The organism is Staphylococcus sp. T93, from assembly GCF_016743875.1.
Lineage (GTDB): Bacteria > Bacillota > Bacilli > Staphylococcales > Staphylococcaceae > Staphylococcus > Staphylococcus aureus.
This window is the reverse complement of record NZ_CP068247.1, coordinates 2,471,146-2,485,411: the sequence shown is the minus strand read 5'-3', so window position 1 is coordinate 2,485,411 and position 14,266 is coordinate 2,471,146. Positions and strand designations below refer to the sequence as shown.

The window sequence follows — 14,266 nt, the reverse complement described above, 5'->3', positions numbered from 1 at the left end:
ATTTAATTCATTGCTATTTAAACCATCTAATCTTTTGATAAGCTTGGTTTGCGACCATATATGCTTCATTTTCTTTAATAACAGGTTCTCGTTGAATAAATCTAAATTTAAAGAATTGTTGGTCTGAAATACGAATACCTATACTAAATTGGTTAATCATTTTACGTGCAACATCAATCTGTTTATCATAAGCATCTATTAATTCTTTATGAATGCCGACAAATAAAATGTTCAAGCCAAGTTCTGGTCCTTTTGTAATAAGCTTTTTAACATCATCTTCCGGAATATACGTGCAATCAATAAATGTTTTAAAATCATTGATAATATAAAGTGAATCTTTTTCAAATGGGCCGTCCATTTCTCTTTGCTTTAAGTCTTCAATCATTAGTTGATGAATCGCTTTAATGTCTTCTCTTTCTTCGGCAAAGTTAGCCACTTGATGCCTATAAGCTTTAAACTCTCCACTTGAGTCTGCGATACAAATCGCATATTTTTCATTTAATATGTCAATTTCTTTCATCATAATTTCAGCAATATGCGCAATTTCTCTCGGATTTTCTGATGAAATCATTGCTGGTTCAGTTAATTTAATTTTTTGTAGTGTAACACCTTCATAATCTAATCCAATTGGTAAAGCACCATTTGCAACTATATCTGGTAAGTTTAATGATTCTCTGTAATCTTCATATTTAATTTCATCTGGCATCATAGGAATATCATTTGGTGTTTCACCTTTATAAAATTCTGTCATCGCCGATACTTCATCATTAATTTGATCATTATATGATTTGGTCTCATCATGTTTAAATGGTTGGCCAATATGGAATGATACGTTGTCATCACTACTTAACAATGCTCGACCCACAACATCTTTAACCGCAAATTTTTGCTGTCCTACTACGTTCGACACCTCTGATTTATCATATAAAAACATTGCGATACGCGTTTTCATATTAATGTACATTGGTGTTTTCATAGCGTTAGCTCTTGAAGCAGTTAAGGTTACTTGCATGTCTAATGCTAGCCCTTCACGCGTCATTTTAATCATCATATTTTCAAAAACTTCTTGGAAAGGTGAATCTTTTACTGCGTCAAAGTTATCAATAAGAATAAAGACATGCGGAATTGTTTCACCAGTTAATTTTCGATATTCAGAAATACTAGTGACACGATACTGACTTAAAATCTTCTTACGACGATCAATTTCATCATTAAATATACGTATCGCCTTAGCAATCTTGTCTTCTTGATCTACTGTAAAGTAATCAGCGACATGTGGTATGTCTGTAACTGGCATCAAACCATTGGTACCGAAATCGAACAAGTACATGTGTGCTTGATCAGGACGATGGTGTCTTGCAACATCGAAAATAATGTTGTGTAAGAACGTTGTTCTACCATATCCTGGACTTCCGATTAACGCGATGTGCCCAGCTTTTTTCAATTGCAATACCATCGGTCCTTGATATTGTTCTTCTGGTACGTCTTTAAGTCCTAATGTTAATTCCACTTCTTTTGCATCATCTGACCATAATTTTCTGAAATCTGTTTCTACTAAATCTTCTTGATATACATTTTCTGGCAATGGTGGTAGCCATGGACGCTTAACTTCTTCGATTTCTAATCGTGTTGTAATAGATTCGATATGATCTATGACCGCTTCTAACTCAGTTTGATTTTCTTTCGTTTCTTCATCTTCAAGTCCACTCAAGTCTTTGTTGATTGCTTGAAGTTGACCATAGTCATTAATCATGTAAATCGTCTTATCTTCAACTTCTAATTTATCGCCTTCGATGTCATATGTTGCACCACTCCATGCAGATTGGAATAATTCATAAATTTCATTATTACCAACTTGTAAATACGCACGACCTGGTAATGTAATGTCTGCTGCATCTGGTGTTTTTAAAATTTCATTACTGTCTTGTCTATCTTGTACTTTTAATGCCAACTTAAATTTAGAGTTAGACCAAATTTGGTCATCAACAACACCCGATGGTTTTTGTGTCGCAAGTATTAAATGAATACCTAACGAACGTCCAATACGTGCCGTTGATACAAGTTCTTTCATAAAATCAGGTTGTTCTGATTTTAATTCGGCAAACTCATCGGAAATAATGAATAAATGTGGCATTGGTTCTGTCGCAATACCTTCTTTAAATAACTTATGGTATTGATTAATATGGTTAACATCATGCTCTCCGAATAAACGTTGACGTTTTCTCAATTCGGCTTTGATTGATGTTAAGGCACGCATCGCTTCATCGCCATCTAAGTTTGTAATCGTACCAACTAAATGGACTAAATCTTTAAATAAGTTCGCCATACCCCCACCTTTATAGTCAATCAATAGGAATGCAACTTCATGAGGGTGAAAATTAATAGCTAAAGATAAAATGTATGATTGGATAATCTCAGATTTCCCTGAACCAGTGGTACCAGCAACTAAACCATGTGGCCCGTGTGCTTTTTCATGTAAGTTCAATGATAAAATATCATCTTTACCTCTTACACCTAAAGGTACTGCCATCGTTTTGTATGTTTCGTTTTGTCTCCATCGATTAACCACATCAAGCTGATCTACTTCTTTCACGTTATACATCTCTAAAAATGTAATACTATCAGGAATTGCATTTTTCAAATGTTCGACGTGTATCAAATTCGCCAAACGTCGCGCGATATATTCTTTATCGACGTTATCAATATTTTCAGGTGTAAATTTCAATTGAACTAATTCTTTTTCTTTCGTAATCAGTTCGCCTTCAGTACGAGACTTGATATCAATAATGGTATCTACATGCTCTGGCAAACTTTCAATCACATCTTCAACAAAGATTAATGAAATACCATATTCTGATAAATCTTGGTTTACATATTCTAAAATGACATGATCAATAATTAATGACATATCTGTAATGACAAACACTAATTGCGGTGTGAAAATAATTTGCTCATTACTTCTGCTGCGTTCACGCACAGCTTGGATACGTTCTTTAATCATGCTATAAATTGACGTTAAAATTTGGTCACGCGTTCGTTGATTGTAAACAAATCCTCTAATGTTTTGCCCTCTCAATGTCATATGTGGCAACCAACGTGCCCATTTCAATGTTTCAACTTCATCTTCACGTGTCACAAATAGAAACTCTAAATCATGATAACTATGGAATGTTGACAATTGAATTAGCATTTTCTCCAATTCTTCTAAAATGAGATGTCGTGCACCAATATATGCAATTGGCCCATGATTTAAATCATTGATTAATGGTGCTTGTTCTACATCTGTGTAAAATTCATACAATTCTTTAGCATCGTCGAATAGTTCATCACGACGTTGGTTAAATTCTTCTTCTTGGTAATCTAATTTGAATGACTTTTCTACATTCGCAATACCTAACTTATAATGTAAGAAATCGTGATGATGCGATGTTTTTTCATATATTCTTGGTGCTTTCGTTTCAACGATATCTTTAATTTCAGCAACCGTTGGATAATGGTAATTCAAACTAAAACGTTGTGCTTTAATCGCTTTATTAATTTCTTTAGATTTATTATCCAAATAAGCTTTGTAATCTTTCTCTCGTTTTTCAACATCTTTGTTATACTTTTTCTTTTCAGAGAAATACGTTGTAATACCAAATACTATCGTTACTGTACTCATACCAATCATCATTAAAATATAAATACCAATTGGTCTCACTAAAAAGATGACAACAGTTAAAGCAATCATTACTAATGGCGGTATAATGGAACGCCATATCACTGTATTGTTCTTCTGTATTGGCTGTGGCGGTCTTTCAATCTTAATATCATCCGTCGGTTCACGGTGAATAATCCTTGGCGAACGATGGTACGTATTGTAATCATCTGCCTGTGCATGTGGCATCTCTTGTGTTAAGCGAATTAATGACGATGCCACTGTATTCTGACTCAATACATTTAAACCATCAGCTTGTACTTCGAGCCATATCCCTTCAACATAAATATGATCACCAATGTAAGCTTTGTTCGTTAGTTGCTCTTGTAGTTCATAGTTAATATACACATCTGTATTTTTATCGTGCACAATGCGTACGTATTGTGATTCTTGTATTGATTGAAAATCTTTAATAATGATGGCATTCATCAAGCTTTGAATAACCATATCATCATACGCATTTGGTCCAATTGTCATCGTATCTTGAATTGAAGGATACGCAAATGATGCATAATCAGCTTCTGTATAAAGCTGTAATGTAATGTCATCAAGGTCACCTTTTCTAACAAGCACCTTATTAATAGAAGTATGATTCGCTTGTCAAGTACCTTGATTATTTTGTTCTAAATGAATGACTTCGCCTAACGATTTCAACGTAATATCTGCACGCTCGTCTTCGCTAATAGTATATGTCTTACCATCTCGCAAATTGAGCATCTTCAATTGTTTGTTATATTTTATAATCAATTTATGCATTGTCTTTGCCTCAGTCCTATACTATTTTTTTCTTTCAGCTTCTTGGCGTTTTTCTTTATCTTTTTGTGCTTGTTCTTTTTGTTTCTTTTCGTTCTCTTCTTGTTGCTTTAATTTCTCATCTTTCGCTTTTGCTTTCTCTTCTTCAGATTTCGCTTTTTCATCTTTAACTTGTTTTTCTTTGTCTAAAATATCTTGCAATTTATCGTTATACTTTTTCGTTTCTTCAGAACGTTTATCATTCGATAAATCTCCGTTATTTTTAATCTCATTTAATTTATTAATCAACGCTAACTTTGTAATATCGTTATCATCTAAATAAGTGGCAATATTAATCGCTTCATCAAGATGTCCTTGTCCTAATTCCATCCAATATAATAAGTAGTCTTTGTTTGAATTTGGTGTCACATTATTAAGTAAATTTTCTTTCTTATCTTTTTCTAAACCTTGTTTATTTGTTTGGATATAACTTTTGGCATAAATGTAAAGTGCCTCTTTATCTAATTTTTTACCATCTAAATCATCATACGTATTTAGTACTTGCGTATAATCATCCTTTACAAATGCTTGGTATCCTTTTTCAATGCGCTCATTATGCTTCATTACTGAAAAATATAAAAAGGCTAAGAATGCAATTAATAAAACACTTAACGTTGTCATACCGATAGCAACCCATTTGAAAACGGTATGTCCTACTTTGCGTACATATGCATAATTTTGACTATAATCTTGTTCTTGTTTCTGATACTGTTCATCTAAAAATGCCGTTAGTAAATCTAACGTTGCCGCTTCAATAACTTTAGTTTCAAATGGCGTTCCTTTATGTAGTTCTAAGTTTCCTTCAACTAAAGCATCAAATGATTGTTTCTCATTGAATGCACAGATAACCAGCGCTTTATATCTTGTTAAAAATTCAGCTTCTGACACAGGTAATGGATCAACAACATTTTGTAACCCTCTTGTTTTAGCAATGGGTAATCCATCTCTTGTGAAAAATAATTCATCTGGTGCCAACACAAATGTGTAGCGTGTACGATTTACTTCTTCTAAATTTTTGATATTGAGTAAGTAACGTAATTTTTCATTTTTAGTAAATGATTTAATATTATCAAAAGGTGTATGATTGTCATTAATGTCATAATGTATTTGGAAACTGTCACGTAGTTCAGTTAATTCAGCATCTATAAAATATGGAGAATGTTGTTCTAATAAGTACATTAAATGAAAATGTTCTGGTTTAATTGAAGACTTAGGAATCTCTCTCATATCTAAGCGTAATTTTGTTTTAGCTGCTTCTTCAGCATCTAAAGGCGTTAACATATCTTGCATTTCATTTTTAGGGTTATGATTTTTAACCATCTATTTTTCCTCCTATAGTAACTTCAAAATATCTCCATCAGCGATTTGATAATCAATGAGTCGATCATTTTCAACAAGTAATTGACCTTTCGTCATCACTTTAATTTGTGTATTGACATCAAATATTGAAATGTCCAAACTATCCAATACTAAAGCTATTAAGTTTTTTATCGGTAAATATGCTGGTACTGCTAAGTCATATGTGCCGTAATTATAATTAGTAAAATCAAATGTTACTTTTACGTGCTGATTCATTTTTCGTTCGTCTCCCTTTATGAATTGAAAAAATGACAAATCCTAAAGTCAAAAAAGCCCCTACAGACATCAAAATGTACGGGAATATTTTTTTCTCCTGCTTGTTTTGAATATAGGGGCTTTTATCACTCTCCGAAGTCTTTTCTAAGTTAGATTTGGAAAATAACACTTTTTTAGTTTCATTCAAGCGAGTCGAGTGACTCGCTTGATTTTGAAACATATCATTTTTTATTTGTTGTTGTCGTTCTTTTTTCTGCTTAGCAATCGCATCATTAACCGCTTTGCTGTCTTTATTAAATAGCGTTGTATCATATTGATTTAAATCATTATTGATTCGCTTTTCCTCTTCTTGTTGCACATCAATATTAAGTCCGCCATTATTGCTAGATGCTGTTAAAAAAGTTAAAGCAATCACGCTATTCATCAACATTAGATTAATCTCTCTTTCTTAAAGTGTTTTATAAACATGTTCAGTACAAAGCCAATAATCACAAGTACTGTTAATATTACTAGCACCAAGCCTATAGGATGCTCTGCATTTAAATAATTGAAGAACATGTTATCGATATAAGACAATGGTGAAATTTTATTAGTCACACCTTGTCCAGCTGCTTTCAAATTATTCATAGCTACAAAGTATAGACCCAATGCAGCAATCATTAAGAACATACCGATAGATTTTACCTGTCTTAGTAAATACGTATTAATAAGTACGAAGACCATCATAGTTAAAATCACCATTAAGATGAATTTCGCTCTATAGCCAGCTAATACATGGAACTTATTCATTGCAATTAAACCGACAATTAACCCTTCTACCAAACCAGTTGTACCAATAACACCTGACGTAATGACATTATTCCAAAGATGGTTTTTACTACTATAATCATCTTTAATGAAATTCATTTGTCCTTTGGCACGTTCATAACTATAGAAAATATATGCTGTAATCATTGATAGTAAATACATCAATAATACGAATAATGTCGGTGAAATCACGTCTGTATTACCATTATTAGCTAAAACATTTTCTAAGTTTTTCTTTTGAACCGGATTACTCATAAATGCTTTTAATGCTTGGTTTTGTCTGTCGCCATCTTTAGAATTTTGTAATACTTTTTTAAATTCTTTAGCGAACAACTCATTATCTTTATCGTTTTTAGCCATTTGACGATTCAAATCGTTAGCTCTTACGCCTAATGCTCGACCTGTCGCATGTAGCTTATTCACATTATTGTCGACTTGATTTAATTGGCCACTAACAGAATCTGCAATTGATTTTGATTCTTGTGTATCTGATAGCAATTGCGTACTCTTTTCAGAAATTCTACTAATTTCTTTATCTAAATTTGAAGACATCGTATTAAATTCATCATTTTTGCCTTTATCAATTTTTGGTTCTTGTGGCTCTTCAGCAAAAGTCTTTTTAACGTTTTCTAACTGATCAATCAGCTTGGAAATATCTTCTTTATTTTTTGTTGTATTCTTTTTGTTATTTAAAATGTCATCAATCAGTTTGTCTGAGTTTTCTTCCATTGAATCAATTTGATGTAACACAGCTACTTTATCGTCTTTGAAACTTTCCATGTCATTGATAACTTGGTCAACCATCATATCAATTAAACGTTTGTTGTCGAATGGTTTATCTTCTCTGCCTTTTGTATCTGTGTACATTTTATAATGCGCATCAAACCTAGATAATGCACTCAATTGCTGGCTTAATGCATCTTTCGATAAGCGACCATCAAGGTTATGATTCAATGTTACATCCACAACACTCGTTGCTTTCTTATCATTTGGTTCATCTTGACGATTTGCTTGTCCAAATAACAATTGTAAATGCATTGTTTTATCTTTTAAGAAATCTTTCTCAGCATCCTTTTTCAATTTAGCAACGCCATTGACTTCAACTTTATATTCCTTGTTAGATGTATCGAGTTGAACACTTTGATCCTTAATGTCATATTTTTTACCATTAATTTTAATGTCGCCTTCAAAATTAAAATGAGGATCTGTTGCAACAGTTAATTGATTAATATCATTACTTTTAATCGTTTCAGTACGTTGCACTTTGACACCATCATTAATCAAACTACTTGTGTCTTGCGCAACTTGGTTATCGTAATCTGTTAAATTAATGTGTTCTGCTAACGGTTTTTTCAAATTATATTCATTTTTATAACGTTTTGCTTCTTTGACAATTGCTTCGTATTTATTAGCTTCATCCTCATTTAAACCTGCAGCTATAAAGTCTTGTTTAGACATGTTATAGATAAATGTTGTATCTGTATCAGGTTCTTTGACAATATCATCATGAAGTTGTTTCTCTAAGTTTTCAGCGAATTGAGCATTGTTCATTTTAATGCTATTTAGCGCATCTTGTAAGTCTTTGTTATTTGCAAGCTCATCTTGCAGTGATTCTGTTAATTGCTTACGATAGTCTTCAATCATACCTTTTGAAAATGGTGACTCTTGTGATTGAATGATTTCTCTTAATTTATCTAAGTTTTCTTTAACAGTTTGTTTATATTCTTCTTTACCTGTATCTTGCATACTTGATTGTTGATCAATTTGGCTGTCCATCTGTTTTAATGCATTGATATAGTTATCAAGTTCCACGCTATCTTTTTGCGATTTATAATCTTGTAACATTTTATCCATCGCTGTATTGTGCTCGTCAAATAATGAATTTTGTTTTTCAATTAAAGTCGAAACATTATAATCTGTGTTCACTCTGAACGTATCTGAATTCGCACTCAATAATGATTTATTGTATGTTTGGAACCATTTTGTAATGTCTTTGTTTGCAGAAATTGAATTTACAAGCGTATCTGTAAATAATTCCGGGAAGTCGTTAATTGGATTTAATAAGTAATTCGAGAATTTACTATTCACACCATGTTCACGCGTCATAATAGCGCCAACATTTTTTTGTGCATTATGTAAATTATCAATGATGCTTGTTAAATAAATTTCGACTAAGTTTTTGTTAAAGTCGTTAAGTACATTACTTACAACTTTTTCTGTGTTTTTAGCTACTTCTTCTTTTTGTCCTACAGCTGTTTTATACTGTAGCGATATTTTCGATGGTGTTTTAGCGTCTAATTGCATTGCCAATTTTGAAAAGTTTTCTGGGATAACAATCATGACTTGGTATCCACCATTTTTCAAACCAGACTCAGCAACGTTTCTTGTTACTGTTTCAAATTTATAGTTTTTCTCATTTGCTAACCTTTTAATAAATGCTTGACCCAGCTCAACTTTTTTACCGTTATATGTCGTTGGTTGATCCTCGTTAACAATTGCGATATGTATTTTATTATTTTTATTACTTACACTTTGGGATCCTTTTTCTGATTGATCTCCATATTTTGTTTGAACAAAAAATATCATACTAACTATGGCAATTATAATAATTAAAGTGACAATTAATGCATAAATCCAATTTTTCTTTTTCATGCTTATTTCCTTTCAGTTGTTTTCTTAAAAAAATGATAAGCAAAGCCACATTAGAAAATGTGACTTTGCCAATTTCAGAATGCTTATTGCAAACCGAAATTATTAGAAAGTTGTTGGTCTTGTTCTTGAACGGCATCAGCAGTGCTATTCAATTGTTGTTTAATTTCTTCTAATAATTGTGCAAATTTTTCTACTTTAGGACTAAGTTGTTGGAATTGCTCTTCGAAACGGCTGAAAGCTTGACCTTCCCAGTTCGCTGCAATTTCACCTTGTGCACGTGTTAAATCAGATAAAATTTGACGGATTTGGTCTGAACCTTGCCCGTAAGATTGCGATTTTGCTCTGATTTCCTCTGGACTCATCTTAATCATTGCCATAACTAGAAACCTCCTGAATATTTTAAGTTTATCAAAACTTTTTAGGGACACTATTTTTTGAAAAAGTGCTCCTTACTCAAATAATATATAAATTATTAGTATATGTATATAGTTTTTTAAGTATTTTTAGCTTTTTTAAAATAAATATATTGAATATAACCATATATTTTTAATTAACCATTCATTTTTGTAATATAAATGTGTATACTAAAATTAAATTAAATACATAAAGGATTAAATGGTTATTATGAAGAAAACAATTTTACTGACGATGACAACTCTTACTTTATTTAGTATGTCGCCTAACTCGGCTCAAGCATATACGAATGATAGCAAAACATTAGAAGAAGCAAAGAAAGCACACCCAAACGCACAGTTCAAAGTGAATAAAGACACCGGCGCGTATACTTATACATATGACAAAAACAACACGCCAAACAACAATCATCAAAACCAGTCACGTACAAACGACAATCATCAACACGCAAATCAACGTGATCTTAACAACAATCAGTACCATTCTTCATTAAGTGGTCAGTATACGCACATTAATGACGCAATTGATTCACACACACCGCCTCAAACGTCACCAAGCAATCCTTTGACACCAGCAATACCGAATGTCGAAGACAATGACGATGAATTAAATAACGCTTTTTCAAAAGATAACAAAGGGCTTATTACAGGCATCGATTTAGACGAATTGTATGACGAATTACAAATCGCCGAATTTAATGACAAAGCAAAGACCGCTGACGGTAAACCTTTAGCATTAGGTAACGGTAAAATCATTGATCAGCCTCTTATCACAAGTAAGAACAACTTATATACTGCTGGACAATGTACATGGTATGTCTTTGATAAACGTGCCAAAGATGGACACACGATTAGTACATTTTGGGGAGATGCTAAAAACTGGGCAGGCCAAGCTTCAAGCAATGGCTTCAAAGTAGATAGACACCCAACACGAGGATCAATTTTACAAACAGTAAATGGTCCATTTGGTCATGTAGCCTACGTTGAAAAAGTTAATATTGATGGAAGTATTCTAATTTCAGAAATGAACTGGATTGGTGAATATATCGTTTCATCAAGAACCATCTCTGCTTCAGAAGTTTCATCATATAATTACATCCATTAAATTAATCATGACATCAATAAAAAGCGACCAGTTCGCAGTTTACAATTCGTAACACTGCAAAATTGGTCGCTTTATTTTGTATGTTATTCGATTATAAAATTACAAAGAAATGTTCTCTACATTCCCCATTAATCAAAATCGTTTACGAAAGTATAATTGTAGCTATAATAATCCAAGTCGTAACAACTAGTGGCACTATCGTCTTGAATAAGAATATACCGTATTTTTTCTTGCGATATATATCCAGTACTAGCCAAATTAAAATGATTATAACACCAACAAAAATAAATACAGGATTCATCGATATAGCATCTGCCTGTAACTCAGGTTGCATTCTTAATTTAGTGATAATTAACATCACTACTGAAATAATGAAAAAGTAGATACCTCTTATCTTTGATGTCTGTAAATCTAATTCCTGCTCTTCAATGACCTCTTTAGATTCACCCAATTCTTTTGCAATCAAATAATTTACTACCTTAGGTTTCACCCATAAACACTTAATTGCAAAGTACATAAAAATATATGATCCAGTATCCATAAACATTAAAAAGTTGCTTAAATCATGATCAACAAAGCGAGCGCCTATAAAATAGTAAAAAATCAATGTCCCCATTATAACAACATCTAATATTAAACCTATTATTGAAAAACCTTCACTTTTAAACAAACTAGCAATCATAGCTATATAATAAATAGCAAATATTGTTATTAAAATAAAAATTATCATGGTTAGACTCCTATTATTTTTTATGTCTTTCCTTTACATTGTCTTACCTTCATTTTCGATATCTTTCTTAATACTCTTATATAACGCGTAATTAAAATATGACCTAACAAGAAGAGCATCAACAATTATATTGATGAATATACTTAACCCTATAAAAATCTCTTCTTGCTGTGTTACAGGAACTATTAGACTTATATAAAATATTCCTCCAAAAGCAAATAATTTTATAATAATTGCTATGGCATTAACTGCAGGATTAGGATTTTCACTATCAAATTCGTTTTTATAAAATAAAAATAAACCTAACCAAGAAATAAATAACATCAAGATAATACCTAGACAATAATTGAAAACATCAAATCCAAAACCGACTACACCAAAAACGTAAATAGATACAAAAAGCAATGGCAAAGTATATCCCACAATAACGTTAAGTGTGAGATATCTAACCACATATCTTTTTTCAACTTTGTAATTTTCATTTTTCTCTTGTATGTACATCATAATCAAAATTACAGCTGTAAAGGCCATAAACACCAGTAAATACATAGGCAATTTATCATATAGTTTAGCGTAGAAAAACATAATCGCGTCAAAAAATAATGAAACTGCAACTACAAATACTCCCAATACAGTCAAGTATGGTCTTTTTATATTCTTTACAAAATCATCGACTTTCAATTCCATAAATTCATAATCTCCCCAATCTTACTTCAATATTTTTATAAGTTAAATAAATCTTCTTCGCCAAAAAAATGCATATTATTAAGTTAACCAACATTTTTCAAGAATCATTATGTAATCAAACTATTTTTTGTAGTTTATTAGATTTCCAATAACTTATTAAACATTATTATAACTAAAATTCTATTAATTTAAACAAAATTTAAAATAAACCATTTAATAAAATGTATTGTTCTGATATGATTAACTCATAAATAATTGGGAGGAAGCAAAATGTCTAAAAAGTTAAAAATTATAATTCCTATTATTATTGTCTTACTATTAATAGGTGGAATCGCATGGGGAGTTTATGCATTTTTTGCTAATACACCGAAAAATACATACCTAAAAAGTGAACAACAAACAGCAAAAATGTATAAAGATTATTTTAATGACCGTTTTGAAAATGAAGTGAAGTTCCAAGAAAAGATGAAAGATAATTCGTTTTTATCTTCATTAGAATTAAGCGCAGATGCATCAGATGAAATTGTTAAAGGGCTTGGCATTCCTAAATCTGTTGTTAATGCATCGAAAATTAAAATGTCATATGGACATGATCCTAAAAAAGAGAAATCAATGATTAATCTTGAACCAACAATCGCAGACTCTGCATTAGGGAAATTCCAGTTAGCTGCAGATAAAGATAAGCATTATTTCGAATCACCATTATTTAAAGGGAAATATAGTGTTAATAATTCTGATTTATTATCAACTTATTCAAAACTTACAGGTGAAGATGAAGAAACAGCAAAAGAAAATGGTATTACAAACCAACAACTAAATTTAAATACTCTTTTTAATAATGCTCAAGCACAACAAAGTGACTACAGCAAAATTGCCGAAAAATATTCCGAACTTATTGTCGACAAATTAGATGACGATAATTTTGATAAAGGTAAAAAAGAAGAAATTAAGGTTAATGGTGAAAAGTACAAAGTTAGACCTGTCACGTTAACACTTAGCAGAGCTGACACTAAAAAAATTACATTAGCTGTATTAGAAGAAGCTAAAAAGGATAAAGACCTTAAAAAATTAATGGAAGAACAAGGTGCTACAAAAGACTTTGAAAAAGACATCAAAAAAGCAATTGACGATGTCAAAGAAACTAAAAAGGATGAATTTGCTAAAATTCAATCTAAAATTTATACCGAAAAACATACGATTGTAAAACGAGAAATTACTATTACAGACAAAGAAAATAATAAAACTAAAATCAAAGGTACTAATACTTTAGAAGACGATAAGTTAAAACTAGATTACGCACTTGATTTCGATCAAGATAAATACACGTATGCTGAAGCGAAATATACAATTAAAGGCGTATCTTCTAAAGAAAAAGATAATAAATATAATGATAAATACGAATTTGGTAAAAAGACAGAATATGATGAATCAAAAATCAAATTAGATAACCAAGAAAAAGTAGATGGCACAAAACGTCAAGATAAAGGTAAAATCACTGTCGCATTAGATAAATATAGCGACGAAAATGAATTCACTTTTGAAAATAATATAGATTCTGACGTAAAAAATAACACTCAGAAATCTACGTTAAATATCGGCATCAAATATGCTGAAGAACCAATTAATTTCATTTTAAAATCTAGCACAAAATTGAAAGCAGATATTGATTTTGATGATAGTGGTGCAAAAGATTTCAATAGTCTATCTTCAAAAGACCGTGAAAAACTTGAAAAAGAAATCGAAAAAAATGGCGGCAAAATGTTTGAATCAATTTTAAAAAAGGCATCTAAATAACTAAAATATAAAAA

The 14,266-nt window shown here is 31.4% G+C and carries 9 protein-coding genes and 1 pseudogene; 2 read left to right on the top strand and 8 right to left on the bottom strand.

The annotated features are described in order from the left end of the window. Nucleotides 1-13 precede the first annotated feature (13 nt). From essC to esxA, 6 genes and pseudogenes are all read right to left on the bottom strand, one after another. A pseudogene (gene essC / locus JG553_RS12105) lies at nt 14-4,453 on the bottom strand (type VII secretion protein EssC). Between the two features lie 21 nt (nt 4,454-4,474). Continuing rightward, on the bottom strand, nt 4,475-5,809 hold the full coding sequence (gene essB, locus JG553_RS12100; protein WP_000240338.1) for a type VII secretion protein EssB: 1,335 nt from the start codon (nt 5,807-5,809) through the stop codon (nt 4,475-4,477). A gap of 12 nt (nt 5,810-5,821) precedes the next feature. Further along, a complete protein-coding gene (gene esaB, locus JG553_RS12095) occupies nt 5,822-6,064 on the bottom strand; it encodes a type VII secretion protein EsaB (protein WP_001071606.1) in 243 nt (80 codons plus the stop codon). Beyond that, nucleotides 6,036-6,494 carry a type VII secretion protein EssA gene (essA, locus tag JG553_RS12090; RefSeq protein WP_000928935.1) on the bottom strand — a complete coding sequence of 153 codons (459 nt, stop codon included), beginning with the start codon at nt 6,492-6,494 and terminating at the stop codon, nt 6,036-6,038. The genes esaB and essA overlap by 29 nt, the downstream gene beginning before the upstream one ends. Beyond that, nucleotides 6,494-9,523: a type VII secretion protein EsaA gene (gene esaA, locus JG553_RS12085; protein ID WP_000728949.1), complete on the bottom strand. Its 3,030-nt coding sequence runs from the start codon at nt 9,521-9,523 to the stop codon at nt 6,494-6,496. The genes essA and esaA overlap by 1 nt, the downstream gene beginning before the upstream one ends. 83 nt (nt 9,524-9,606) lie before the next feature. Beyond that, entirely contained in the window at nt 9,607-9,900 is a 294-nt protein-coding gene (gene esxA / locus JG553_RS12080; protein WP_001240826.1) for a WXG100 family type VII secretion effector EsxA, read from the bottom strand. A 247-nt stretch (nt 9,901-10,147) separates the two neighbouring features. Between esxA and JG553_RS12075 the strand changes: the two genes are divergently transcribed. After that, nucleotides 10,148-11,041, top strand: coding sequence for a CHAP domain-containing protein (locus JG553_RS12075; protein ID WP_000751207.1), 894 nt, complete (start codon nt 10,148-10,150; stop codon nt 11,039-11,041). A gap of 142 nt (nt 11,042-11,183) precedes the next feature. Here the strand turns inward: JG553_RS12075 and JG553_RS12070 are convergent, their stop codons facing one another. Together JG553_RS12070 and JG553_RS12065 are read right to left on the bottom strand one after the other, a co-directional pair. Beyond that, on the bottom strand, nt 11,184-11,771 hold the full coding sequence (locus JG553_RS12070; protein WP_000583198.1) for a DUF5080 family protein: 588 nt from the start codon (nt 11,769-11,771) through the stop codon (nt 11,184-11,186). A gap of 33 nt (nt 11,772-11,804) precedes the next feature. Further along, nucleotides 11,805-12,458 carry a DUF5079 family protein gene (locus tag JG553_RS12065; RefSeq protein ID WP_000421225.1) on the bottom strand — a complete coding sequence of 218 codons (654 nt, stop codon included), beginning with the start codon at nt 12,456-12,458 and terminating at the stop codon, nt 11,805-11,807. Between the two features lie 270 nt (nt 12,459-12,728). Between JG553_RS12065 and JG553_RS12060 the strand changes: the two genes are divergently transcribed. Further along, complete coding sequence (locus JG553_RS12060) at nt 12,729-14,252, top strand: DUF6583 family protein (protein ID WP_000038517.1); 1,524 nt, start codon at nt 12,729-12,731, stop codon at nt 14,250-14,252. The last annotated feature ends 14 nt before the right edge of the window (nt 14,253-14,266 follow it).